General features: G+C 72.7%; 20 protein-coding genes and 1 pseudogene. 6 read left to right on the top strand and 15 right to left on the bottom strand.

Annotated features, from left to right (window positions below; all coding sequences use genetic code 11):
- The first annotated feature begins 111 nt into the window (after positions 1–111).
- Positions 112–1,641 carry a helix-turn-helix domain-containing protein gene (locus tag OG519_RS27000; RefSeq protein WP_405589014.1) on the top strand — a complete coding sequence of 510 codons (1,530 nt, stop codon included), beginning with the start codon at positions 112–114 and terminating at the stop codon, positions 1,639–1,641.
- A 30-nt stretch (positions 1,642–1,671) separates the two neighbouring features.
- Here OG519_RS27000 and argF read toward each other — a convergent pair whose 3' ends face one another.
- The 9 genes and pseudogenes from argF to OG519_RS26955 all read right to left on the bottom strand — a co-directional run.
- Positions 1,672–2,670 carry an ornithine carbamoyltransferase gene (gene argF / locus OG519_RS26995; protein WP_405589012.1) on the bottom strand — a complete coding sequence of 333 codons (999 nt, stop codon included), beginning with the start codon at positions 2,668–2,670 and terminating at the stop codon, positions 1,672–1,674.
- An 85-nt stretch (positions 2,671–2,755) separates the two neighbouring features.
- Positions 2,756–3,979: an arginine deiminase gene (locus tag OG519_RS26990; protein WP_405589009.1), complete on the bottom strand. Its 1,224-nt coding sequence runs from the start codon at positions 3,977–3,979 to the stop codon at positions 2,756–2,758.
- A gap of 114 nt (positions 3,980–4,093) precedes the next feature.
- A complete protein-coding gene (locus OG519_RS26985) occupies positions 4,094–6,805 on the bottom strand; it encodes a polynucleotide kinase-phosphatase (RefSeq protein WP_405589006.1) in 2,712 nt (903 codons plus the stop codon).
- Entirely contained in the window at positions 6,802–8,370 is a 1,569-nt protein-coding gene (locus OG519_RS26980; RefSeq protein WP_405589003.1) for a 3' terminal RNA ribose 2'-O-methyltransferase Hen1, read from the bottom strand. The genes OG519_RS26985 and OG519_RS26980 overlap by 4 nt, the downstream gene beginning before the upstream one ends.
- Positions 8,371–8,894: 524 nt before the next feature.
- A complete protein-coding gene (mmuM, locus tag OG519_RS26975) occupies positions 8,895–9,869 on the bottom strand; it encodes a homocysteine S-methyltransferase (protein WP_405589000.1) in 975 nt (324 codons plus the stop codon).
- Positions 9,870–9,876: 7 nt separating this feature from the next.
- Complete coding sequence (locus tag OG519_RS26970) at positions 9,877–10,800, bottom strand: LLM class F420-dependent oxidoreductase (protein WP_405588997.1); 924 nt, start codon at positions 10,798–10,800, stop codon at positions 9,877–9,879.
- Positions 10,801–10,910: 110 nt separating this feature from the next.
- On the bottom strand, positions 10,911–11,315 hold the full coding sequence (locus OG519_RS26965) for a DUF6099 family protein (RefSeq protein WP_405588994.1): 405 nt from the start codon (positions 11,313–11,315) through the stop codon (positions 10,911–10,913).
- Positions 11,316–11,526: 211 nt separating this feature from the next.
- Entirely contained in the window at positions 11,527–11,862 is a 336-nt protein-coding gene (locus tag OG519_RS26960) for a nucleotide pyrophosphohydrolase (protein WP_405588992.1), read from the bottom strand.
- Positions 11,863–12,242: 380 nt separating this feature from the next.
- Positions 12,243–13,403 (bottom strand): annotated as a pseudogene (locus OG519_RS26955) (AAA family ATPase); the annotation flags it as partial.
- A 195-nt stretch (positions 13,404–13,598) separates the two neighbouring features.
- On the opposite strand from OG519_RS26955, the gene OG519_RS26950 reads away from it, so the two are divergent.
- Both OG519_RS26950 and OG519_RS26945 read left to right on the top strand, forming a co-directional pair.
- Complete coding sequence (locus OG519_RS26950) at positions 13,599–14,231, top strand: DUF1697 domain-containing protein (protein WP_405588989.1); 633 nt, start codon at positions 13,599–13,601, stop codon at positions 14,229–14,231.
- Between the two features lie 180 nt (positions 14,232–14,411).
- Positions 14,412–14,621 carry a DUF397 domain-containing protein gene (locus OG519_RS26945; protein WP_405588986.1) on the top strand — a complete coding sequence of 70 codons (210 nt, stop codon included), beginning with the start codon at positions 14,412–14,414 and terminating at the stop codon, positions 14,619–14,621.
- A 264-nt stretch (positions 14,622–14,885) separates the two neighbouring features.
- Here OG519_RS26945 and OG519_RS26940 read toward each other — a convergent pair whose 3' ends face one another.
- Positions 14,886–15,365, bottom strand: a complete 480-nt coding sequence (locus OG519_RS26940; protein ID WP_405588983.1) for a hypothetical protein — start codon at positions 15,363–15,365, stop codon at positions 14,886–14,888.
- Between the two features lie 245 nt (positions 15,366–15,610).
- Entirely contained in the window at positions 15,611–16,474 is an 864-nt protein-coding gene (locus OG519_RS26935) for a helix-turn-helix domain-containing protein (RefSeq protein ID WP_405588980.1), read from the bottom strand.
- 364 nt (positions 16,475–16,838) lie between these two features.
- On the opposite strand from OG519_RS26935, the gene OG519_RS26930 reads away from it, so the two are divergent.
- Positions 16,839–16,994 (top strand): hypothetical protein, encoded by a 156-nt coding sequence (locus tag OG519_RS26930; RefSeq protein WP_405588977.1) that lies wholly within the window; start codon positions 16,839–16,841, stop codon positions 16,992–16,994.
- A gap of 37 nt (positions 16,995–17,031) precedes the next feature.
- Here OG519_RS26930 and OG519_RS26925 read toward each other — a convergent pair whose 3' ends face one another.
- A complete protein-coding gene (locus tag OG519_RS26925; RefSeq protein WP_405588974.1) occupies positions 17,032–17,490 on the bottom strand; it encodes a nucleoside deaminase in 459 nt (152 codons plus the stop codon).
- A gap of 200 nt (positions 17,491–17,690) precedes the next feature.
- Here OG519_RS26925 and OG519_RS26920 point away from each other — a divergent pair, with 200 nt between their 5' ends.
- Together OG519_RS26920 and OG519_RS26915 are read left to right on the top strand one after the other, a co-directional pair.
- The gene (locus OG519_RS26920; RefSeq protein ID WP_405588971.1) at positions 17,691–18,410 is read left to right on the top strand and encodes a tetratricopeptide repeat protein; all 720 of its coding nucleotides are present in this window, start codon (positions 17,691–17,693) and stop codon (positions 18,408–18,410) included.
- Between the two features lie 133 nt (positions 18,411–18,543).
- The gene (locus tag OG519_RS26915) at positions 18,544–19,389 is read left to right on the top strand and encodes a GNAT family N-acetyltransferase (RefSeq protein WP_405588968.1); all 846 of its coding nucleotides are present in this window, start codon (positions 18,544–18,546) and stop codon (positions 19,387–19,389) included.
- Between the two features lie 64 nt (positions 19,390–19,453).
- Here OG519_RS26915 and OG519_RS26910 read toward each other — a convergent pair whose 3' ends face one another.
- The 3 genes from OG519_RS26910 to OG519_RS26900 all read right to left on the bottom strand — a co-directional run bounded on the left by OG519_RS26910 (position 19,454) and on the right by OG519_RS26900 (position 23,716).
- The gene (locus OG519_RS26910; protein ID WP_405588965.1) at positions 19,454–21,019 is read right to left on the bottom strand and encodes a N,N-dimethylformamidase beta subunit family domain-containing protein; all 1,566 of its coding nucleotides are present in this window, start codon (positions 21,017–21,019) and stop codon (positions 19,454–19,456) included.
- The gene (locus OG519_RS26905; protein WP_405588963.1) at positions 21,016–22,278 is read right to left on the bottom strand and encodes a glycosyltransferase 87 family protein; all 1,263 of its coding nucleotides are present in this window, start codon (positions 22,276–22,278) and stop codon (positions 21,016–21,018) included. The genes OG519_RS26910 and OG519_RS26905 overlap by 4 nt, the downstream gene beginning before the upstream one ends.
- A gap of 247 nt (positions 22,279–22,525) precedes the next feature.
- Positions 22,526–23,716: a 4-hydroxybenzoate 3-monooxygenase gene (locus OG519_RS26900; protein WP_405588960.1), complete on the bottom strand. Its 1,191-nt coding sequence runs from the start codon at positions 23,714–23,716 to the stop codon at positions 22,526–22,528.
- Positions 23,717–23,738: the final 22 nt, after the last annotated feature.

Below are 23,738 nucleotides of genomic sequence, written 5' to 3'. Positions count from 1 at the left end.
GATGTGCGGGCCGCGAGCGCAAGGTGGGGATGGGCCGGGGATGGGCCGAGGATGGATATAGCACCGGGTTCCCGAGTTGCCACATCTCATATAAGAGATAACCTCGACCGTATGACCGACGATTACCTGGTACGCATCGGCAGGCTCATCCGGGACGCACGACAGCATCGTGGCTGGACACAGGCGCAACTGGCGGAGGCTCTCGGCACCTCCCAGAGCGCGGTCAACCGCATCGAGCGTGGCAATCAGAACATCAGCCTTGAGATGATCGCCCGGATCGGCGAGGCACTCGACAGCGAGATCGTCTCCCTCGGGTACGCGGGACCGATGCATCTGCGGGTCGTCGGCGGCCGCCGGCTGTCGGGCGCCATAGACGTCAAGACGAGCAAGAACGCCTGCGTGGCGCTGCTCTGCGCCACCCTGCTGAACGCCGGCCGCACCACGCTGCGCCGGGTGGCCAGGATCGAGGAGGTCTACCGGATCCTCGAAGTGCTGGGCAGCATCGGGGTGCGCACCCGGTGGATCAACGACGGCAACGACCTGGAGATCGTGCCGCCGGCCGAGCTGAACCTCGCCGCGATGGACACCGACGCGGCCCGCCGCACCCGCAGTGTGATCATGTTCCTCGGGCCGCTGCTGCACCGTGCCGACCTCTTCCGCATCCCGTACGCCGGCGGCTGCGACCTCGGCACCCGCACCGTCCAGCCGCACATGAACGCGCTGCGCCACTTCGGCCTCGACATCACCGCGACCGACGGCTTCTACCACGCGGTGGTCGACCGCGAGGTCACCCCGCACCGGGCGATCGTGCTGACCGAGCGCGGCGACACCGTGACCGAGAACGCGCTGCTGGCCGCCGCCCGCTACGAGGGCGCCACCGTCATCCGCAACGCCAGCTCCAACTACATGGTCCAGGACCTCTGCTTCTTCCTGGAGGAACTGGGCGTCAAGGTCGAGGGCGTCGGCACCACGACGCTCACCGTGCACGGGGTCGCGGCCATCGACCGCGATGTGGACTACGCGCCCTCCGAGGACCCGGTCGAGGCGATGAGCCTGCTGGCCGCGGCCGTGGTCACCGAGTCGGAGCTGACGATCCGCCGGGTACCGATCGAGTTCATGGAGATCGAGCTCGCGGTGCTGGAGGAGATGGGGCTCGACCATGAGCTGACCCCCGAGTACCGGGCGGACAACGGCCGTACCCGGCTGGTGGACCTCACGGTGCGCCCGTCCAAGCTGCGCTCCCCCATCGACAAGATCCACCCGATGCCGTTCCCCGGCCTCAACATCGACAATGTGCCGTTCTTCGCGGCCATCGCGGCCACCGCGCAGGGCTCCACGCTGATCCACGACTGGGTCTACGACAACCGGGCGATCTACCTCACCGAACTCACCCGGCTCGGCGCCCAGGTCAAACTGCTCGACCCGCACCGGGTGCTGGTCGAGGGCCCGACCCGCTGGCGCGCCGCCGAGATGATGTGCCCGCCCGCGCTGCGTCCGGCGGTCGTCGTCCTGCTCGCCATGATGGCGGCGGAGGGCACCTCGGTGCTGCGCAACGTCTATGTGATCAACCGGGGTTACGAGGACCTGGCGGAGCGGCTGAACACGATCGGCGCGCAGATCGAGATCTTCCGCGACATCTAGGACACCCGCTTTCCGGCCGGCGTCCCCGGGTCAGCCGAGCGTCGCCACCAGCACCGCCTTGATGGTGTGCATCCGGTTCTCCGCCTGGTCGAAGACGACCGAGCGGTCGGACTCGAAGACCTCGTCGGAGACCTCGAGGAACTCCAGGCCGTAGAGCGCCTGGATCTCCCGGCCGATGATGGTGCCGAGGTCGTGGAAGGCCGGCAGGCAGTGCAGGAAGGTGGAGCCCGGATTGCCGGTGGCGCACATCACCTCGGTGGTGACGGCGTACGGCTTGAGCAGCGCGATCCGCTCGGCCCAGACCTCCTTGGGCTCGCCCATCGACACCCAGACGTCGGTGTGCACGTGGTCGGCGCCGCGCACCGCTTCCGTGACGTCCTCGGTGAGGGTGATCCGGGCGCCGGTGGCCGCGGCCAGCCGGCGCGCCTCGGCGATCACCTGCTCGTTCGGCCACAGGCCGGGCGGCGCGGCGATCCGCACGTCCATGCCGAGCAGCGCGCCGGTGACGAGCAGCGAGTTGCCCATGTTGGAGCGGGCGTCGCCGAGGTAGGCGTAGGAGATCTCGTCGAGCGGCTTGGGGTTGTGCTCGGTCATGGTGAGCACGTCGGCGAGCATCTGGGTGGGGTGCCACTCGTCGGTGAGCCCGTTCCAGACCGGCACCCCGGCGTGGGCGGCCAGTTCCTCGACGACCGCCTGGCCATGGCCGCGGTACTCGATGCCGTCGAACATCCGGCCGAGCACCCGGGCGGTGTCCTTGACCGACTCCTTGTGCCCGATCTGCGAGCCGGACGGGTCGAGATAGGTGGTGGCAGCGCCCTGGTCGGCGGCGGCGACCTCGAAGGCGGCGCGGGTACGGGTGGAGGTCTTCTCGAAGACCAGCGCGATGTTCCTGCCGAGCAGCCGCCGCTGCTCACGGCCCGCCTTCTTGGCGGCCTTCAGCTCCGCGGCCAGCGCCACGAGGTGGCGGAACTCCTCGGGGGTGAAGTCCAGTTCCTTGAGGAAGTGCCGGCCTTTGAGGTCGACGGCCATGCGGAGACTCCTCGCTCGGGGATGCCGGTTCAACGGCCTGACTGCGGTGAAATCCTATACGACGTTAGGCATTTTTATACAGCCGTCAGGTGGCCTCCCGCTCGATCGGACAGGTCATACAGCGCGGTCCGCCCCGGCCCCGGCCCAGTTCGCTGCCCGGGATCTCGATCACCTCGATCCCGCGCTTGCGCAGAAAGGTGTTGGTGGTGGCGTTCCGCTCGTAGGCGACCACCACCCCGGGCTCCACGGCGAGGACGTTGCAGCCGTCGTCCCACTGCTCACGCTCGGCGGCGTGCACATCCTGGGTGGCGGTGAGCACGGTGACCGAGTCCAGTCCGAGGGCCGCCGCGATCGCCCGGTGCATGTGCTCCGGCGGATGGTCGGTGACCTTCAACTCGCCCTCCTCCGAACCGGGTTCGATGGTGTAGGAGGGCAGCATGCCGAGCCCGGCGTACTTGGTGAAGGTGTCGCCGTCGACCATCGTCAGCACCGTGTCGAGATGCATGAAGGCCCGCCGCTTCGGCATGTCGAGGGCCACGATGACCCGCGCCGAGCCGGCCGCGAACAGGCCCCGGGCCAGCATCTCCACCGCCTGCGGGGTGGTCCGCTCACTCATCCCGATCAGTACCGCGCCCCTGCCGATGACCAGGACGTCGCCGCCCTCGATGGTCGAGGGGTAATCCGCCTGGCCCGCGGACCAGACATGGAAGACCTCGGCGGTGAAGAGCGGATGGTGCCGGTAGATCGCCTCGAAGTGCACGGTCTCCCGCTGCCTGGCCGGCCAGCGCATCGCGTTGATGCTCACCCCGTCGTAGACCCAGGCCGAGGTGTCGCGGGTGAACAGGTGGTTCGGCAGCGGATTGAGCAGGAAGTCGTCCAGCTCCATGGCGTGGAAGAGGACCGAGACGGGTTCGGCGAAGCCGCTCAGGTACTCCCGCTTGGTCATCCCGCCGATCAGCGCCTCGGTCAGCTCCGCGGTGCCCAACCGCTCGAAGGAGGCCCGCAGATGGCCGGTGGCCAGCGGGCCGTACTCCTTCTCGTCGAACACCCGGTCGAGCACCAGCCGCTTGGCCGCGGTCAGCTCCATCGTCTCGCGCAGCAGATCGCCGAAGAGGTGCACCCGCACCCCGCGGTCGCGCAGCACATCGGCGAAACCGTCGTGCTCGGCGCGGGCGCGGCGGACCCACAGGAGATCGTCGAAGAGCAGCTCCTCCATGTTGCTGGGGGTGAGTCGCTTCAGTTCGAGATCCGGGCGGTGCAGGATGACGCTGCGCAGCCGCCCGGTCTCGGAGTCCACGTGGAATCCCATGGAAGAAGACCTTCCCACGCCGGGGGCCGCCCGACACGCTCAGGCGGCCCCCTCCTCCGCCGGGTCCGCTCCCCGGCCCCGGCGACGCTCCGGAGATCCGGCCGAAAGATCCCCTTAGAGGCGGGGGTCCACCGGTTCGGACTCCAGGGCCAGTACCGCGAAGACCGCCTCATGGACGCGCCAGAGCGGTTCGCCGGTGGCGAGCCGGTCCAGCGCCTCGATGCCGAGCGCGTACTCCCGCAGGGCGAGCGAGCGCTTGTGGCCGAGGGCCCGGTGGCGCAGCCGGGTGAGGTGCTCGGGGCGGGTGTACTCCGGACCGTAGATGATCCGCAGATACTCCCGGCCGCGGCACTTCACACCGGGCTGCACCAGCCGGCCGGCCTCGGTCCGCACCAGCGCGGCCAGCGGCTTGACGACCATGCCCTCGCCGCCCGCCTCGGTCAGCTCCAGCCACCAGCGCACCCCCTCGGCAACCGACGCCTCGTCCCCGGTGTCCACCACGAGCCGCCGGGTCGGGTGCAGCAGGCCGCCGCTGTCGGCCGCGACGAGCCGGTCGATCAGCGCGAGCTGCCGGTCGTGCGGAAGAGCGGCGAGGCTGCGGTCCTGGACGGCGAGGAGCTGGAACGGCGCGAGACGCACCCCCGCCAGCCCGTCGGTGGTCCAGCAGTACCGCCGGTACGCCTCGGTGAACGCCCGCGCGTCGCCGGCCCGTTCCCGCTGCCGGGCCAGCGTGCCGGAGACGTCGGCGCCCCGGGCGGCGGCGGCCTCAAGCGCGGCCAGCACGGGCGGGAAGGCCGCACCGGCGGCGGCGCCCACCGCCGCGTACTGCTTGCGCAGCAGCCCCGACGCCTTCAGGGACCAGGGCATCAGCTCCGCGTCGAGCAGCAGCCAGTCGGTGGCCAGCTCCGCCCAGAGACCGGCCGCCGAGGCGGCGTCCCGCAACCGGGCCAGCACCTGTTCCGTGACGGCCGGGTCGTCGAAGAACGGCCGCCCGGTACGGGTGTGCAGCGTGCCGGTGACCCCCTCGACACCGAACCGCGCGCGGGCGGCGGCCTCGTCACGGCAGACCAGGGCCACCGCGCGCGAGCCCATGTGCTTCTCCTCGCACACGACCTCGCGTACGCCGTCCTCGCGGAAGGCGCCGAACGCCTCCTCGGGGTGTTCCAGGTAGCCGTCCCGCGTGGAGGTGGCGCACGGCGCCATGGTCGGCGGCAGGTAGCCGAGCAGCCGCGGGTCGACGGCGAAGCGGCTCATCACCTCGAGCGCCGCCGCGGCGTTCTCCTCGCGCACCGCGAGCCGGCCCATCGAGCGGGTCTCCACCGTCCGTCGTCCCGCCACGTCCCCGAGGTCCAGCGGACGGCCGTCCTGGCCGCCGGGCGCCTCGGTGACCAGCGGCTTGGCCGGCTCGTACCAGACCCGCTCGGCGGGTACGTCGACGAGCTCGCGCTCCGGCCAGCGCAGCGCGGTCATCCGGCCGCCGAAGACGGCGCCGGTGTCCAGACAGATCGTGTTGTTGATCCACGAGGTGGTCGGCACCGGGGTGTGGCCGTAGACCACGGCGGCGCGCCCCCGGTAGTCCTCGGCCCACGGGTAGCGGACCGGCAGGCCGAACTCGTCGGTCTCACCGGTGGTGTCGCCGTAGAGGGCGTGCGAGCGGACCCGGCCGGAGGTACGGCCGTGGTACTTCTCGGGCAGCCCGGCGTGGCAGACCACCAGCCGGCCGCCGTCGAGCACGTAGTGGCTGACCAGTCCTTCGACGAAGCGCCCCACCCGGGCCCGGAACTCCGGGTCGCGCTCGTCCTCCGCCGCCAGTTGCTCGATGGTCTCGGCGAGGCCGTGGGTGTGCTGGACGGACCGGCCCTTGAGGTAGCGGCCGAGCTTGTTCTCGTGGTTGCCCGGTACGCACAGCGCGGCGCCGGCCTCGACCATGCCCATCACCCGGCGCAGCACACCGGGGCTGTCCGGGCCGCGGTCGACCAGGTCGCCGACGAACACCGCGGTGCGGCCGGCCGGGTGGACGCCGTCCTGGTAACCGAGCTTGGCGAGCAGCGTCTCCAGCTCGGAGCGGCAGCCGTGGACGTCGCCGATGATGTCGAACGGGCCGGTGAGGTGGGTCAGGTCGTTGAAGCGGCGCTCGGTGACGACCTCGGCGGCCTCGATCTCCGCCACGCCCCGCAGGACGTGCACCTTACGGAAGCCCTCGCGCTCCAGGCCCTTGAGCGAGCGGCGCAACTCGCGCTGGTGGCGCTGGATGACATGGCGGGGCAGCGCGGCCCGGTCCGGGCGGGCGGCGTTGCGGGCGGCGCACACCTGCTCGGGGACGTCGAGCACGATGGCGATCGGCAGCACGTCGTGCTGCCGGGCCAGGGCGATGAGCTGCTTGCGGCTCTCGGACTGCACGCTGGTGGCGTCCACGACGGTCCGGCGTCCGGCGGCGAGGCGCTTGCCCGCGATGTAGTGCAGGACGTCGAAGGCGTCGGCGGTGGCGCTCTGGTCGTTCTCGTCGTCGCTGACCAGGCCGCGGCAGAAGTCGGAGGAGATCACCTCGGTGGGCTTGAAGTGGCGGGCGGCGAAGGTGGACTTGCCGGAGCCGGTGGCGCCGATCAGCACGACGAGGGAGAGGTCGGTGACGGCGAGGGTGCGGAGTGCGGCGTCGTCCGGGGCCGTGCCCCGGCCGGCGCGGCGGCGGCTGTCGCCGCGCTCGATCCGGCCGGTGCGCTCGGTGGCGCCCGTGGTCTCGGTGGGACCGGTACCCGCGCCGGCCTTGCCGGGCTCAGTGGACTCAGCCGGGTCGGTGCGGCGGGTGTGCTCGGTGTGCTCGCTCATGCGGCTGCCTCCTCCTTCGGGTTCTTCGCCGTGTTCTCGGTGCTGTCCGTGTTCGGGTCCGCGCTGGTGCCGCTGACGGTCTTCCGGGCCGTCGGGCGGCCGTCGTGGGCCGGCGCGGGCAGCGTGAAGACGGCCAACTGGGTGGGCGGGCCCACTTCGGGGTCGACCGGGCCGACCGGGAGGTGCACCACCTGGTAGCCGTGCCGGCCGGCCACCGCGGCGGCCCACTCGGTGAACTCGGCCCTGCTCCACTCGAAACGGTGGTCGGCGTGCCGGACGTGCCCGGCCGGCAGCGACTCCCAGCGCACGTTGTACTCGGCGTTCGGCGTGGTCACCAGCACCGTGCGCGGGCGGGCGGCGCCGAACACCGCGTATTCGAGCGCGGGCAGCCGCGGCAGGTCCAGATGCTCGATCACCTCGCTGAGCACGGCCGCGTCATAACCCTTCAGCCGGGCGTCGGTGTAGGCGAGCGAGCCCTGGACGAGCGTGACCCGGCCGGCCTGCCGCTCGCCCATCCGGTCGAGCCGCAGCCGGCGGGCCGCGATGTCCAGCGCCCGGACCGACACGTCCATACCCACGATCTCGGTGAACCTCGGCTCCTTGAGCAGCGCCGCCACCAATTGGCCCTGCCCGCACCCCAGGTCGAGCACCCGCGCGGCGCCGGCCGACCGCAGCTCGGCGAGGATGGCCTCGCGCCGCTGTACGGCCAGCGGGGTCGGCCGCTCCTCCGCAGCCTCCTCCGGCGTCTCGGCCGCGACCGCGTTGTCGATCTCCTCGACCTCGACGTCGTCGGCGTCGGCGAGCCGGGCCAGTTCGAGGCGCTCCATCGCCTCCCTGGTCAGCGCCCAGCGGCGGGCCAGATAGCGGCTGGTGATCAGCTTGTGCTCCGGGTGGCCGGCCAGCCAGCCCTCCCCGTACCGAAGCAGCTTGTCCACCTCGTCGGCCGACACCCAGTAGTGCTTGGCGTCGTCCAGCACCGGCAGCAGCACGTACAGGTGCCGCAGCGCCTCGGAGAGCCGCAGCTCTCCCTGGAGCACCAGCGATACGTAGCGCGACGCGCCCCACTCCGGAAAGCTCTCGTCGAGCGCGACGGGTTCCGCCGCCACCTGCCAGCCCAGCGGTTCGAAGAGCGCGCTCACCAACGCGGCGCCGCCGCGGGCGGGCAGCGCGGGCACCTCGATCCGCAGCGGCAGCGGGTTCGCCGCCCGCTCGGGGTGGCTGCGGCACTCGCCGCGCATCGCACTGGCGAACACCGTCCGCAGCGCGACGGCCAGCAGCGACGACGCGGCGTACGGCCGGTCGTTCACATACGCCGCCAGCGCCGCGTCGGGCGCGCCGCCCCGGCCCTTCCCCTGTCCCCGACCGCGCCGCACCAGCGCGGGCGGATCGACCTCCAACAGCAGCGCGGCGGTGGTCCGCTCGGCGGACGACTCGGGGTAGAAGACATGGGCGTCGCCGTAGGAGGTCGAGAAGGCCTGGGCCCTGTCCGGGTGCTTGTGCAGCAGAAAGCCGAGGTCCGTGGCCGGACCGGCGCCGTTCGCGGTGGTCGATATCGTCAGGAACACCCGGCCGAGTATCCACGCCCCGCCTCCCCCACCGACACCGGGTTTTCCACCCCACCGGCCCGTCCCCCGACCCCGAACCGCAAAGTCCGCACAGGGCTGAGGATTTGATGACCCCAGGGGCCCAGCCCCGGCCGCCTGGCGCCCCAGCCACGGGAGTTGGGGCCGCCCAAGGCAGCGGGTGCGGCCACCACCCAAGAAACGCAACCAGCGAAAAACCTGAACCGAGAAGCACCACCGCCGACCACCTACCACCCCGGGCCCGGAGGGTGGGGCCGCCCAAGGCACCGCGCGGCAGCGGGTGCGCGCCACCCGGGAAGTGCCGCAGGCGAAGGGCCGGGGCCGTGGGGGCGGGCGGCGGTGAGGGGGAAATGGTGGGCATGAGGGTGTGATGCCCGGGCAGGCGGCATCATGTCCCCCACGGGAGTGCCTGTAGGGCTCGCGGGAGGGGCACCCGGCGCGGACCGCTGGGAAGCGCCCGGCCCGTCACGCCCCCGACGGCCGGGCGCCCGGCGTTTCCGGTGGCCTTATCCGCGCAGCGCCGCCGCGATCCCGGCGATTCCGGTGGGGCCCACCCGGCAGCAGCCTCCGATCAGCGGGGCGCCCGCGTCCCGCCACCGCAGGGCCCTCGCCGGGTCGAACGCCGAACTCCCCGCCCAACCGCGCCCCCCGGCGTCCCACCGCTCGCCGCTGTTGGGGTAGACCACCACCGGTTTGCCGGTGGTCGCGGCGGCGACCTCCACCGCGTGGTCGGCGTCCTCGGGGGCGCAGCAGTTGACCCCGACCGCGATCACCTGGTCCCGGCCCGCCCCGAGCGCGAAGGCGTCCCGCAGCGACTGGCCGGCCCGGGTACGGCCCCCGGCCACCGTGTAGGAGAGCCACACCGGCACCCCGGTCCCCTCGGCCGCGCCCAGCATCGCCTCGGCCTCGTCGGTGTCCGGCACGGTCTCCAACGCGAGCACGTCAGGACCGGCGGCGGCCAGCGCCTCGATCCGGGGACGGTGGAACTCCGTCAACTCCCGCACCGACTTCCCGTACCGCCCCCGGTACTCGCTCCCGTCGGCGAGCATCGCACCATAAGGCCCCACCGAAGCGGCCACCCGCACCTCCGGCCGGCCGGCCGCCGCCCGCCGGGCCAACTCCACGCTGCGCCCCAGCAGCTCCGACGCCTCCGCCCGGCCCACCCCGCGCCGGGCGAAGCCCTCGTACGTCGCCTGGTAACTGGCGGTGATGAGCACCCGTGCCCCCGCCCGCAGATACGCGGCGTGGGCGGCCTCGATCTGCTCCGGGGCGTCGAGCAGCAACCGGGCCGACCACAGCGCGTCGGACAGGTCGCACCCCTGGGCGGCGAGCTGGTTGGACAGCCCGCCGTCCAGCACCAGCGTCCCGCCGGCGCCGAGCACCCCCGCGCGGGCGGGGGTTCCGGCGGGCCCGCCGAGCGGTGGCCCGGCGGACGAGCCGGGCGGCGGCCCGGCGGACGGCGGCGGCACAGGTGGACTCATCGGGAACTCATCGCACCTGCGGCAGCACCTGCGAGGAGATCAGCTCCAGGTGGTCCAGATCCTTCGGGTCCATGATCTGGAGGTAGAAGCGCGTGGCGCCCTGCTCCGCGTACCGCCCGATCTTGTCCACCACCTCGGCGGGCGAACCGGCCAGCCCGTTGGCCTTCAGCTCCGGCACCTCCCGGCCGATCGCCGCCGCCCGGCGGGCCACCTCCGCGTCGTCCCCGCCGACCACCGCGATCAGGGCGTTGGAGTACACCAACTCGTCCACGTCCCGGCCGGCCGCCCGCATCGCCTCCCGTACCCGGCCGAACTGCTTGCCGGTGTCCTCCACCGACGAGAAGGGCACATTGAACTCGTCGGCGTACCGGGCGGTCAGCTCCGGCGTGCGCTTGGCACCCATCCCGCCGATCAGTACCGGCACCTTCTCCTGGGCGGGCTTCGGCAGCGCCGGGGAGTCCTTGAGCTGGTAGAACTTCCCGTCGTAGTCGAAGGTCTTCCCCACCGGCGTCCCCCACAGCCCGGTGACGATCGCGAGCTGCTCCTCCAGCCGGTCGAACTTCTCCTTGGGGAAGGGGATGCCGTAAGCGGTGTGCTCCGCCTCGAACCACCCCGCGCCGAGGCCCAGCTCCACCCGGCCGCCGGACATCTGGTCGACCTGCGCCACCTGGATCGCCAGCACGCCGGGCAGCCGGAAGGTCGCCGCCGTCATCAAGGTGCCCAGCTTGATCCGGCTCGTCTCCCGGGCGAGACCGGCCAGGGTGACCCACGCGTCCGTGGGCCCGGGCAGTCCGTCGCCGTCCCCCATCACCAGATAGTGGTCGGAGCGGAAGAAGGCGTCGAAGCCGAGGTCCTCGGTCGCCTTGGCGACGGCCAGTAGGGTGTCGTAGCTCGCCCCTTGCTGGGGCTCGGTGAAGATTCGCAAGTCCATTCCTCCATCCTGCCCGACGCCCGGGTGTCCGTGGTCAGTCGCCTCCCCTGCCCGACGCCCGGGTGTCCGTGGTCAGTCACCTCCCCTGCCCGACGCCCGGGTGTCCGTGGTCAGTCACCTCCCCTGCCCGCCAGCTCCCTGATCCGGTCCTTGGCCTCGTCCACCGCGTCCAATGCCTCGATGCACTGCGAGTAGGCCGCCTCGTCCTCCGCCGCGCAGGTGATCGCCACCAGGGAGAGTCCGATCTCGCCGAGCAGAGTGCGCAGGGCCCGCAACGTGCCGGCCGCGTCCCTGACCCCGGTCAGCCGCACCGCCCTGGGCGGCCCGGTGCCCACCGCCGTCACCACCGGCACCGGCCCGGCGCGCGCCACCGGCCGCTCACGATCGTCGCCCAGCAGCCGCCCCACCGCCTCGGTCAGCTCATACGCCTGCCACGCCTCTGCGATGACCCGCTCGGGCTGCGGATCGCCGCGCATCGCGCGCTCCGCCTCCGCCACCAGTCGTGCCGCATCCATCGTCCGTCCCCTTCCACCCGCTCGACCGGCCCACTCACGCCGCCTGATGTAACTCAGCGTGACAGAGCGGACGGGCACAATGGAGTCGATCAGAAGATCTGTGGACAACCGCCGCATTGTGGATAACCCGGTCACCCGAACGGGAGCGCGCCCGCCCAACGCACCGGACGACGGCTCGGCTGCTCGACTAATCCGCTGGTCGGCTGCTCGGCTACTCGATCTCCGGCCCGCGCGACCGCTCGGGCCGGGGAAACCGCAGCTCATTGCGGTCGATCTTCGCGTCGAGCGCGGTCAGCGGGTCCACGCCGACCGCCGCGCAGAACTGGAGCAGGTAGGCCAGCACATCGGCCACCTCGTCCCGCACCCGGTGCGCGCTGTCCGGGTCGTCCATCACGGCCGCCGCCTGCTCGGGCGTCAACCACTGGAAGATCTCCAGCAGTTCGGACGCCTCGACACTCAGCGCCACGGCGAGGTTCTTCGGGGTGTGGAAGGGCTCCCAGTCACGGGCGGCCGCGAATTCGACGAGGCGGCGCTGCAACGCGGCCAAGTCCGGATCGTGTTGTCGGGTCACCCGGACTGGTCTACCTCATCTCCCCGCTCGCCCTCCCGCTCGGCCTCCCGGCCGCCATCGGAATCCTCCGGCGACTCCCCCACCGCGAAATCCGGCTCCACCGCACCGCCCGCCCCCTCGCGCTCGCCCTCCGAGCCCGCCCCAGGGGCCACGACTAGCCCGTCCCCATGGTCCTTGGCGCGGGCCGCCGCCCGGCTCTGGCCCGGAATGGCGCCCGGCACCAGGCCCGGTCCCGCCGCCCCACCCTCGGCCGCACCGATGCCGTCGCCCGCCCCGGAACCGGCTCCGGCACCTCCACCGGCACCTCCACCGGCACCCGCACCCGCACCCGCACCCGCACCCGCACCCGCACCCGCACCCAGCCTCATCACCGACACCCCGCCCACCCCCTCAAGACACGCCGCGTCCTGCACCGTCCCGAGCAGCCGGATGTGCCCGCGTGCCGCCGCCACCCCGGCCAGCCGGAGCAGTTCACGGGCCTGCCGCCGGTCGAGGCCGAGATCGAGACCGTCGGCGAGCACCGTCAGCACCTGACCGGCGGGCAGCAGTTCCGTACTGGTGTCGACGTCCAGCACGCCGGGCCCGGTGAGCAGGACCAGCGCAAGCGCCAGGAACCGCAGTTCGCCGTCGCCCAGGCGGTCGATGGGCACCACGCCGAGCGGTCCGCGGTCGACCGCGGCGATGGTTCCCTCGGCCGTCGGACCGCGGCTGTCGCCGGCGAGCCGGGCGGCCACCGTGGTGAGGCCCTCGACGGGCGGGCTGCACACCGAGCGCACCGCGTTGACCAGGGCCGCGTGCCGGGTGACGCACTCGCCCTCGGTCCTGGCCAGCACCGCCGAGAGGTTGTCGCACCCGGTGCGCAGCCGGCCGTCGCCGAGCGCCACCGGACCGCGCATCAACTCGGGCCGCGGCGCGACGGGGAACACTCCGCGCAACGCGACCACGACCTGCTCCGCCGCGGCGAGCACCAGCCGCTGCCCCTCCGTACGGCCGGCCACCCGCAGCGGCAGCATCGCGGTGGCCAGCCGGTCGTCGGGCAGCGGGGCGCGGGTCACGGCGACCACCCCCGCCGTGTGCCAGGCGGCCTGGACGGTCGGCCGGGAGGGGTCGCGCAGCGCCGTGGTGAGCAGGGTCTCGCCGGCGCCGGTCAGCCGTTCGCCGACGATCCGCAGGCTCGGCTCGGCCTGCACCGCGATGTCCAGCCGCACCGGGCCGACCGGACCGGTGACGGTGCAGCCGATCCGGAAGCCGCGCCGGCCCTGCGCGTCCGGCTGGGCCCCCTGCGGCACGCAGGCCGCCGCGCCGCCGCGCACCGCGGACTCGAACACCTCGTGCAGGCCGGCGCCGCAGGCTAGCCTGCCGAGCGCGGACAGCCCTTCGAGCACGCTGGATTTGCCCGTCCCGCTGCCGCCGGTGAGCAGGGTGAGCGGACCGAACCCGAAGGTCGCCCCCCGGTGCGATTTGAAGGCCGACAGCCGGAGTTCGGTGACGACGGGACGGTGCTGCTTGGCGCTCATGGCCGCGAAAATAGCCAGGTCCCGAGGTGCCGAACCGTTCAAGCGGGCTGATCGTCCTTCGAACGAGGGACATTCGGCATGATCCGCGTCAACTCAGGAAAGAGTAGGTGCCACGGATTGAGCGGACCGGACGGGTTACGGGCGGACCGGGCGGGTTACGGTCCCCGCGGATCGCCGGCGGATAGCCTGCCGGGGGTGACGCCTTCCACCAGAACCCCGGCCACATCCCCCGCCGAATCCCCCGACGTATCCCCCACCACATCCCCCTCCACGAGCTCCACCACCGCCTACATCGCCCTGCTGCGCGGCATCAACGTAGGCGGCCGGAACAAGGTCCCGATGCCGGTACTCCGCGACCTCATCGCCGGTCTCGGCGGCTCCCGGGTCCGCACCCATCTCCAGAGCGGAAACGCCGTCTTCACCCACGCACTGCGCGACCCGCTGCGGCTGGCCGCCGACCTGGAGCAGGCCCTGAGCGCCGAACTGGGCCTGACCGTCCCGGTGCTGGTCCGGGCGAGGGAGGATCTGCGGCGGGTGGTGGCGGGCAACCCCTTCACCATGGACGCGATCGACGGCTCGCGCTTCATGGTGGTCTTCCTGTCGGGACCGGTCCCGCTCGACCGGCTCGCCGCGATCGATCCGGCGGCGTACGCGCCGGACGAGTTCCGCGCCGGGGACACCGAGATCTACGCCCACTTCCCCGACGGCTTCCACAACTCCAAGCTGGCCCCGCTCTTCACCGACCGGCGGCTCGGCCTCATCGCCACCGCCCGCAACTGGAACACCGTCACCAAGCTGCTCGCGCTCGGCGAGGAGACCGCGGGCTGACCGCCCGCCCCGGCGGCCGGATTCCCTCTGGCGCGGCCCCGGCCCGCTCCTTACGCTGAGCACATACGCGCAGGCCACTTCGCGGATTCGGCTGCGCGCGATCCCGCCGGCGGCTTAGGGTGGCACGGCCACGACCGGTGGGATCGCAAGAGCAGCGGTGCTGCGAGGGGGAGTCGATCGGTGGGAGCCGGGCAGCGTTCCTTACGGCATGGATGGCGCAGAAGCAGCTTCTGCGGCAACGAACTCGAGTGCGTGGAGGTGTCCGTCAAGGACTCCCAGGTGCTCGCGCGTGACTCGAAGGATCCGCACGGTGCTGTGCTGGTCTTTCCGGCCGCGACCTGGAAAGACTTCCTTCAGGCGCTCGGCGCCGGAAGGCTGGACGGTTCGTGAGGCCACGTGCCGAGGCAGAGAGCTGGGGCCCTATGCACCTGACGACGGTGAGAACCGGGCTGAGGCCGCGAAGCGGTCGGGTACGGCCCGCATCACGGTGGCGAACGGCCCTGTGGTGCGCGGCCGTCGGTACGGTGGCGACGGTGCTCGCCGCCCTGACCTCCCACCTCGTCGGGGACGTCGCGCTCAAGCGGACGGTGTGGGCGGCGATGCTGGCGCTGGTCGCGGTGGGTGAGGGCGTCCGGCGGGCCGCGGCCGAGACGTTCACTCGGCGTCCGCGTGCGGGCGGGCGTCGCCCGCCGACCGGCCGTCCGGTGGATCCTCGGCGGTGACCGCCGGGAGACGGGACCGGAAGTACCGTCCGGCCACCCGCTTCGCCAGGTAGGCGAGCGGCCCGGTCACCGCGCCGCCCGCGCCCAGGATCCAGGCGCCGGAGAGGTGGAAGTGCAGTCCTCGTGTCGCGTGGGTGGTGTGCACGCACAGCAGGGCGGCGATCAGCAGACCGCCCAGGGTCACCGCCCGCAGGATGAAGTTGACCGTGTTCGCGCGCGCCGTCAGGCGTTCCTGCTCCGCCCGGCGCTCGGCGGCCAGCAGGCTGCGCTCGTCCCTGCCCCGCTCCATCCGCTGATGCCTCTCGAAGCGGGCCGCATCGGATATCGCCCGGAATTCGAGCGCCAGCCCCGACGCGGGATCGGACTCGGGCTCCGCCGGCTCATCGGCCCGCGCGCCCTCGACCCGCGCCACGCCGCCTCCGGCCACGTCACCCCACGCCACACCGCCGCGCGCCACGTCACCCCGCGCCACGCCGCCACGCGCCACGCCGCCACGCGCCGCCTCGCCCCGAACCGCCTCGGCCCGCGCCCCGTCGGCCCCGCCGCTCCGCGCACCACGCCGCGCCGCCCGGGAGTCGAGCCAGTCTCGCAACCGCTGGTTGTGCACTAACGATCCTCTCCGCAGGTGCCGGCGCGGGCTTCGCCGCTGAACCCCTGTCAGCGGCCTCTGATGCCACTCTCGATGGCCGAGATCAGCTCGATGGCCTTCGCTCCGGTCAGCGCCCTCGCACTGATCTCGGCGAAGCAGCGCTGGTAGGACTCCAGCAGTTTGAGGTCGTGCCGCGAGGTGAGGATGCCGGCGGTGGTCTCCACCCAGAGCAGGTCGCCGTCGCCGGGCAGCCCGAGCAGGACGAAGTTGCCGCCGGTGCTGTAGTGGGCGCCGGCCGACAGCGGCAGCACGCTGATGGCGACCCGGGGGTGCCGGCTCAGCTCCACGATGCTCCGCAGCTGATCCGCCATCACCTCGGGACCGCCGACCCACCGCCGCAGTGACGCCTCGTCCAGGACCACCGACACCTCGGGGCCGTGCTCCGGGTCGAAGAGCCGCCGCTGGCGCGCCGCCCGCAGCGCCGCCAGCCGCACCACCCGGTCGGCGGGAACATCGCGCGGGGCCAGCAGCGCGCGGGCGTAGGCCTCGGTCTGCAACTGCCCGGGGATCACGATGGGGTGGTAGAGGGAGATGGTGTCGGCCGCGGTCTCCCAGCCCAGATACTGGCTGAACTGGGTGGAGAGCACGTCGTAGTAGTCGGTCCACCAGTTGACGCCCCGGCTGCCGCGGGCCGCCTCCTCCAGTTCCGCCCGCGCGTCGGGCGCCTCGATGCCGTAGAGCTGGATCATGGCCCGCAGGTCCGTCACCGACACGCTGACGAGCCCGTTCTCGATCCGGATCACCTTGGAGAGCGACCAGACGAGGCTCTCCGCCGCCTCGCGCTGTGTCAGGTCGGCGCTCTTGCGCGCCGCGCGCAGCGCCCGGCCCAGTTTGTTGCGGTTGACACTCGGATCGAGGGTGCGCGTCGTCATGGCTCTCCTTCGGGTGGGGCCGGCGGTCGGCGGGGCGTGCGCCCGGCGCGGGTTCGGCGAGCGGTGGTCGGCCGCCCGTATTTCGGCAACTACCCGAAGCGACACATGTCATGTTCCGCTGCCGACCGATTCATTACGGGCGCTCCGCGACGATTCCGGCACCCTGCCGCGGCGGCGAACCGGCAGCCGGGGCCGGGATGTGCGTGGGAATCGCCGTGACAGGGCACACTGGGGATGCGGTCGCCGGTCGCGAGAGCCGAGACAGTCGGGATGGTCGAGGTTCTCGGGACAGTCCGAACCGTCCCGGCAGTCGGGAAACGGCCGAGGCGCCGCGCCACACTCACTTCACCTACGGGGGAAACACATGACCGATGGCCTGTTCTCGGATCCGGTGCACGTCGAACCGGTGCGTGCGCCCGGGGAGCGCCCCACCATGGACCCGTTCCTCGCGCCGCCCGCCGACGCCGAGCCGGACGGCCGCCCGGCGCACCCGGCCGCCACCGTTCCGCCGCGCCACTGAGGGGCCTGCCCCGGCGGCCACGGGTCAGCGCCCGGCGTCAGCGCCCGATGTCCTCGAACCACAGCTCGGGCCGGGCGTCGATGAACTCCCGCATGAGCGCGACGCACGCCGGGTCGTCGAGGAGCGTCACCCGGACGCCGTGCTCGGCGAGCCAGTCGTGCCCGCCGTGGAAGGTGCGCGCCTCGCCGATCACCACATGCCCGATGCCGAACTGCCGGACCAGCCCCGAGCAGTACCAGCAGGGCGAGAGCGTCGTCACCATCGTCGTCCGCCGGTAGCCGCGCAGCCGGCCCGCGGCGCGGAACGCCGACGTCTCACCGTGCGCCGACGGGTCGCCGTCCTGCACCCGCCGGTTGCGTCCCCGGCCGAGCAGCTCACCCTCGGGCCCGAAGAGCGCGGCGCCGATCGGGATCCCGCCCTCGGCCGCGCCGGCCCGGGCCTCGTCAAGCGCCACCGCGAGCATGACGGCCGGATCCGTGGTCGCCGCTTCAGTCATGCCACCACTGTCGGGACGCGGCGCCACCGCCGCAAGAGGGCGCTCCGGGGGGCCGCCGGCCACGCGGCCGACGGCCCCCGCCCCTGTCCTCTCCCTTCCTCCCGCTGCCTTCCCACCGGCCTCCCACTGCCCTCACACCGCCGCCGACGTGCGGGAAGGGCCCCGCGGCGGGATGTCGGGGCTGTCGTAGTGTGGTCGGTATGACCTTTTACGAAGAGGCCCGTGAGGCCTTCCGCAGTGGCGACACGAACGCGGTGGAACGCCTGGCGGAGCGGGAGCTGGAGCGGGCCCGTACGGCCGGGGACCTCCCCGGGGAGGTGGAGGCGCTCGGCATGCTGGCGCGCGTCGCCATTCGCCGGGACGACATCCCCGAGGCGCGGCGGCTGGCGAAGGAGGCGCTGGAGACCGCGCGCCGCACCGGCGACCGTCGCACCGAACGGACACCGGCCCACATCCTGGCGGGCAGCGCGCGCATGGCCGGCGACCTCGACGCGGCGCGCACCCTCTATGGCGAGAGCATCGACCTCAACGAGTCGCTCGGCGAGTCCCGCATGGTGGCCCAGGAGCAGCACAACCTCGGGTACATCGAACTGCACACCGGCCATGAGGACCGGGCCAGGGAGCTGTTCGCCAGCTCCCTGGGGCAGGTGCTGGCCGAGGGATACGACGAGATGCTGCCGTACGCCTCCCTGGCCGCCGCGGTCATAGCGGCCACCGACGGCCGCGCCGCCCGGGCGACGCACATCCTCGCCGCGGTCGAGAGCGAACTGCGCTCACGCGGGCACATCCTGGACCCGGATGACGCGCAGGAGCAGCAGGCGCTCCGCGACCGCCTGATCGGCGAACTCGGCCAGGCCTCCTTCGACGCCGAGTACCGGATCGGCGCCGACGTCGGTTTGCGTGAGGCTGTCGCCGCTTGACCCCCGGCGGGGTGATTGGACCTGATTGAACCTGATCGTGGCCGCCGTACGTGTTGTCGGTTGTCGGTGAACGACGACGTGGACCCGCCCCTCCCGGCTGTCCCCGGCACGACCAAGTGAAGGTGCGCGATCGATGAACGCGGTCATACCGGCCGACCTGGCCGAGCGGTCTGAGGCGGAGGCGCTGTTCGCGCTCGAAGGGGCGCCGGAGCACGTACGGGCCGAACTCGGCATGGCGGCCCGCCGCCTCGGGGGCGGGGTCGTCCTGTCCATGCGCGACGACCCGACGGAGTTCTGGAGCAAGGCCCTCGGATTCGGCTTCGACGAGCCCGTCACCCTCGATCTGATCGAGGAGGTCTGCGCCTTCTACCGCGAGCAGGGCACGCCGATGGCGGTGCTCCAGCTCGCACCGTCCGTACTCCCCCGGGACTGGGCGGCGATCTGCGCGAAGACGGGCCTTGAGGCCAGGCCGTCCTGGGTGAAGCTGGTGTGCTCGGCGGATGACGCCGTCGCCCGCGCCGACGCGGCCGGCCGGCCGGCGGACGGGCTCCGCGTCGGGCCGGTCGCCGCTGAGGACGCCGATGCCTGGGCCGGAGCGATGCTGAGGGCCTTCGGGATGCCCGAGGACGGCGCCCTGGCCGGCATGGTGAGCGCCGTCGTCGGGGCGCCGGACTTCCGGCCCTTCGCCGCGTGGGACGGCGCCGAACTGGTCAGCACGGCCGTCCTGCACCTGTACGGCGGCGCGGGTCAGTTCCAGGCCGGGGCCACGCTGCCGCACGCCCGCGGCCGCGGCGGCCAGTCCGCGCTGCTGGCCGCGCGGGCGCGGGCGGCCCAGGCGGCGGGCTGCCGCTGGCTGGTCGCGGAGACGGGCGCGGAAGGTCCGGGCGAGCACAACGCCTCGCTCCACAACATGCTGCGGGCGGGCTTCGAGGTCGCGTACGAGCGGCAGAACTGGGTGTGGCGGGCCGAGCGGGAGTGATCCGGGCGGGTCGGCGATCGGACGGGCCGACCCGGGGGGCCGAGCCGGGCCGGGCCGACGGTGATCAGGCTCCGTAGAGGGCGGCCACATTGGCGCGCGGCGCGGGTCGGGTGGTCCCCGCGCGGCCCTCGGCGAACCCGCGCAGCACGTTCTCCGTGGTGCGGGTGACGAACGCCCGGGTCCTGGCGTCCATGCCGTGGTCGCGCCCGTCCTCCCCGGTGGCGGCCATCAGCCCCTCCACCCAGCGCATCGTCCCGGTCGCGAAGACGCCGGCGCCGCCAGGCACCGTGTAGTAGGCCGAGTCGGAGTACGTCTGCCGGCCCTGGCAGGACACCGGCGAGTGGGCCAGGATCTCCAGCGCGCCGGGGTGCGGGAAGTCGGGGTTGACCCGGTCGTACTCCACGCCGACGAGATGGGCGAAGGAGTCGCCCCTGGCCGCCCCCGTGCCGGCGAAGACCCAGTGGTCCGGGCTCTCCACCACGTAGGGGGCGTCGACCGGGTAGCCGTCGTACATGACGCCGGTCAGCGAGGATTCCGGGTCGGCGCCCGGCCGGTCGCGGAAGTCGGTGGTGGCCATCGTGGGGTGCGCCACCAGATACGGGTCGACCCTGAAATCGGTCTTGTAGCAGGCCACCACGCGGGCCGCACCCCGTGGCCCCGCCTCCAGCCGGACCCGCCGGAAGCAGGTGTTGGCCCCGAGGAAGACCAGGTTGGTGCCGGCGTCGCGGGCCGCGCCGACGTGCCGGCGCTGCTCGGGGGTCCAGTACTCGTCGTGGCCGAGCGCCACCGCGGTGGTGGCCCCGCGCAGCACGGACGGTGACCGGTGGACGTCCACCCCGGTGGTGTAGGCGAGTGGGATCCCCAGCTTCTCGGCGAGCACCACGGCGGCACGTTCGTAGACCATGAACTTCTCGGCGCCGTTCCCGTCGTAGGGCCGGTCGAAGGAGACCACGAGCGAGCGGTTGGCGTAGGAGGTGTCCCGGCCGCGGTAGAGGCTGTAGCCGCCCCAGGTGTTGTACGCCTGCCAGGTCGCCGGGGCGTGCATGATCAGCGTCTTGCCGGCGGCCGTGGCCGAGCGGACGACGAGCGGCACATAGCGCTGGTGGCCGCCTTCCGCGTCCAGGCGCAGCAGGTAGGCGCCGGCCGGCCAGCCGCCGGTACGGACCGTCAGGCTCCGCTTCCAGCCCGCCCGTACGGTCCGGGTGGCCACCAGGAGTTCGCTGCGGTCGTGCAGCGCGCCGCGCACCCGGCGCGAGGCCCAGATCAGCCGCGCCTGCGCGCCGCCGTACCAGCCGACCCGGAAGGCGGCGACCCGGAAGCCGGGCGCGGTGGTGGAGACATGCAGCCCGAAGGACTCGCCGGGCAGCACGCTCACCTTGTCGGTGTAGCCCTGGATCGCCGCGGCGGGACTCGCCGTCCTGATCCGCCAGTCGGCGCCGATCAGCCCCTGCGGGCCGACGGTGGGCAGCGCCCCCGCCGTGGTGTTGACGCGGCTCGCGGTGCGGCTCGGCGCCGTGTCGCAGCCGGTCACCGCCGCGACGGCGGCGCCCGCGGCGCCGGCCGCCGCCACACCGAGAAACGTCCGGCGGTCCGCCCGGGGCGGCGTGCCGTCCCGCTCGTCGTCGCTCATCCCATCGACCCTGCCACGGAAGCCGGCCGCTCGCCGCTCGGTGGGCGGCGGGCGAGGGGCGGCGGGCGGCGCAGGGAGCGGATCGCGACGGTCGCGGCCAGCGCGAGGAAGGCGAGACCGGTCAGCGGATAGGCGGCGGACACGAGCAACTGGGCAGCGTTCTCGTGGAGTTCGAGCCGGCCGGGGCCGTGCGGCAGGGCCCACATCGGGAACGAGCTGAACGCCAGCGCCGCGGCGGCCGCCGCCCCCGCCCACCGCGGGTCGCCCCGGCGGCCGGCCTCGGAGGCGAGCAGGACCAGCATCGGCACGTCCCACACCCAGTGGTGCGTCCAGGACACCGGGCTGATCAGCAGCGCGGTGACGCCGCAGGCCACCGCGGCCCAGGCGGTCGAGTACGGCAGCCGGTCGCCGGCGAAGAGCGCGGCCAGCGCGATCGCGAGGCCCGCGACGCCGACGGCGAGCGCGAGGCAGAGCCAGGCCGCCCCCGGCTCGCCGGAGTGCTCCCCGCGGGCCAGCACCCCGCGCAGGGACTGGTTGGCGACGTTCTCGGCGAAGCCCGGCCGGTCGGCGGCGAAGGCCACCCCGGTCCAGTAGTCGAGCGAGTCCCGCGGCAGAACCAGCGCCGGGACCGCGACCGTCGCCGCGAAGGTGCCGGCCGCGACGCGGGCCGTACGGAGATACGGCTGGCCGCGCCCCCGGGCGGCCACGGCGGCTGCGGCGAGCAGGACGACGAACAACGCGGGGGTCAGCTTGATCCCGGCGGCGAGTCCGATGCCGACGCCTGCCGAGCGCCGCCCGGGCCGGCGGGTGAGGTCCCACAGCACCAGAACGGTCAGCAGCAGATTGACCTGCGCGTGGCGCAGCGTCGACCACACCGGTTCGGTCCACACCACGAGCGCCGCCACCACCAGCACGGTCGCCGCACGCGGGCGCCGTCCGGCCAGCCGCAGCGACAGCGCCGCGAGCGGCACGGTGAGCAGCAGGTTCGCCGGGATCGCGGCGGCGCGGACGGTGCCCGCCCCCAGCCAGGTCAGCGGTACGAAGAGCAGCCCCGCGAAGGGCGGATACGTCATCGGCAGCCGGTCCGGCGTCGCCCGCATCGCATAGAGGTCCCCGCCGCGGCGGACCGTCCACCCCGCCGCTCGGTAGACCGTCACATCGACGAGGGTCACATGGGTGGCTCGCTGGATCGCCCACACCCCGGTGAACGACACCGCGCAGAGCACGGCGGCCCAGACCGGACGCAGCCGATCGCCCATGCGTACGACCCCTCGCGGACATGGGCGTCGCGCCCGTCTCTTCCGGGACCGACGCGATGGGATCGGCCCCGGCCCACGGAAGATATCCGCCCTGCCGGACGGCCGGATCGGACACACGCGTGACGGTCGCCCGGACGAGTGGCGCACCGGTCGAGTAGCGCGCCCGTCGCGTGGCGCACCGGACGCGTGGCGCACCGGACGCCGCGCCGTGTTGCCGAGCCGAATGACGTACGTGCCCGACGCCGGATCAGTGGGCGGGGCCCACATACGATTCGGCGAACGCCGTGGCATAGCTCGGGTGAGACCGCAGCCGGTCAAGACGGGCGGATTGGAGACTGCTCATAAAGGAGTGATCACCGGCCTCGGGGGCCGGGGTGTGCAGAAGCTGGAGAAGCCAGTGGGAGAATTCCTGGCACTGCCAGGTGTCCGCGATGCGAAGAGCCGAGTAGGAGCGTATCCGCCGCTCATCCCCGGCGAAATACGCCAGCAGGGAGGACGCGAGTTCCACCGCGTCGGCGATGGCGAGATTCATTCCTTTTCCACCGGCCGGCGTGATGATGTGGGCCGCGTCACCGACCAGGAAGAGGTTGCCGAAATCCATCCGGCTCGACATGTAGCTGCGCATATCCAGAACGGACCGCTGGGTGATCTCTCCCGTGTTCAGCTTCCAGTCCGGCGCCGAGAGCCGACGGTCCAGAGCCGACCAGATCCGGTCATCGCTCCATTGTTCCGCCGCGTCGCCCAACGGGCACTGGAGATAATATCTGCTGATGGTGGGGGTGCGGAGCATGTGCCCGGCGTATCCCTCGTTGTGCAGCGCGTAGACGATCTCGTGCGTGGAGGGCGGGGCGTCCGCCAGGACCGCGAGCCAGGCGGAGTCGTGCTGTTTGACGACGGGGCGCAGCCGTTTCTCCGGAACGGCCCGGCGGGATATGCCGTGGAATCCGTCGCAGCCGGCGATCACATCGCATTCGATGTCGATACGCTCCCCGCTCGCCGCGGATTCGACGGTTATTTTACCGCCCGCCGGTAAGTCCGCGACGCCCAGCGAGACCGCCGGGTGGGAGAAGTGGAGGATGCCGCCGGCCGCTTCACGAGCGGCGATGAGGTCGGCGACGAGCCGTTGCTGGGGGTAGACCAGATGCTGACGGCCGTCGGTGAGCATGCCGTACGGGAGGGAGAACCGCTCGCCGTCCCTGCGGAACTCGCAACTGCGGTGCGGCACACCGTGGGCCAGCAGGCCGTCGGCCAAGCCGTAGCGGTCGAGGGCGGCGACGGTCCGCGGTTCGACCAGGCCGGCGCGGGCCCGATTCTCGACGTGGGAGCGGGACCGCTTCTCCACGACGACGCAGTCGATCCCCTCCGCCGAGAGAATGTTGGCCAGGGTTAAGCCGGCCGGTCCGGCTCCGATTATTCCTACCTGCGTACGGATGGACATGGGAAACCTCGCGTCAGTACGG

Source organism: Streptomyces sp. NBC_01190 (assembly GCF_045039895.1).
In the GTDB taxonomy this organism is placed as follows: Bacteria; Actinomycetota; Actinomycetes; order Streptomycetales; family Streptomycetaceae; genus Actinacidiphila.
The sequence above is the reverse complement of the archived record's forward strand: the minus strand, read 5'-3'. Positions and strand labels throughout refer to the sequence as shown.

Coding starts and splice junctions, on each gene's coding strand:
- OG519_RS27000 (WP_405589014.1), top strand. CDS start 112: ATGACCGACGATTACCTGGTACGCATCGGCAGGCTCATCCGGGACGCA.
- argF (WP_405589012.1), bottom strand. CDS start 2,670: ATGGCCGTCGACCTCAAAGGCCGGCACTTCCTCAAGGAACTGGACTTC.
- OG519_RS26990 (WP_405589009.1), bottom strand. CDS start 3,979: ATGGGATTCCACGTGGACTCCGAGACCGGGCGGCTGCGCAGCGTCATC.
- OG519_RS26985 (WP_405589006.1), bottom strand. CDS start 6,805: ATGAGCGAGCACACCGAGCACACCCGCCGCACCGACCCGGCTGAGTCC.
- mmuM (WP_405589000.1), bottom strand. CDS start 9,869: ATGAGTCCACCTGTGCCGCCGCCGTCCGCCGGGCCGCCGCCCGGCTCG.
- OG519_RS26970 (WP_405588997.1), bottom strand. CDS start 10,800: ATGGACTTGCGAATCTTCACCGAGCCCCAGCAAGGGGCGAGCTACGAC.
- OG519_RS26965 (WP_405588994.1), bottom strand. CDS start 11,315: ATGGATGCGGCACGACTGGTGGCGGAGGCGGAGCGCGCGATGCGCGGC.
- OG519_RS26935 (WP_405588980.1), bottom strand. CDS start 16,474: ATGACGACGCGCACCCTCGATCCGAGTGTCAACCGCAACAAACTGGGC.
- OG519_RS26930 (WP_405588977.1), top strand. CDS start 16,839: ATGACCGATGGCCTGTTCTCGGATCCGGTGCACGTCGAACCGGTGCGT.
- OG519_RS26925 (WP_405588974.1), bottom strand. CDS start 17,490: ATGACTGAAGCGGCGACCACGGATCCGGCCGTCATGCTCGCGGTGGCG.
- OG519_RS26920 (WP_405588971.1), top strand. CDS start 17,691: ATGACCTTTTACGAAGAGGCCCGTGAGGCCTTCCGCAGTGGCGACACG.
- OG519_RS26915 (WP_405588968.1), top strand. CDS start 18,544: ATGAACGCGGTCATACCGGCCGACCTGGCCGAGCGGTCTGAGGCGGAG.
- OG519_RS26910 (WP_405588965.1), bottom strand. CDS start 21,019: ATGAGCGACGACGAGCGGGACGGCACGCCGCCCCGGGCGGACCGCCGG.
- OG519_RS26905 (WP_405588963.1), bottom strand. CDS start 22,278: ATGGGCGATCGGCTGCGTCCGGTCTGGGCCGCCGTGCTCTGCGCGGTG.
- OG519_RS26900 (WP_405588960.1), bottom strand. CDS start 23,716: ATGTCCATCCGTACGCAGGTAGGAATAATCGGAGCCGGACCGGCCGGC.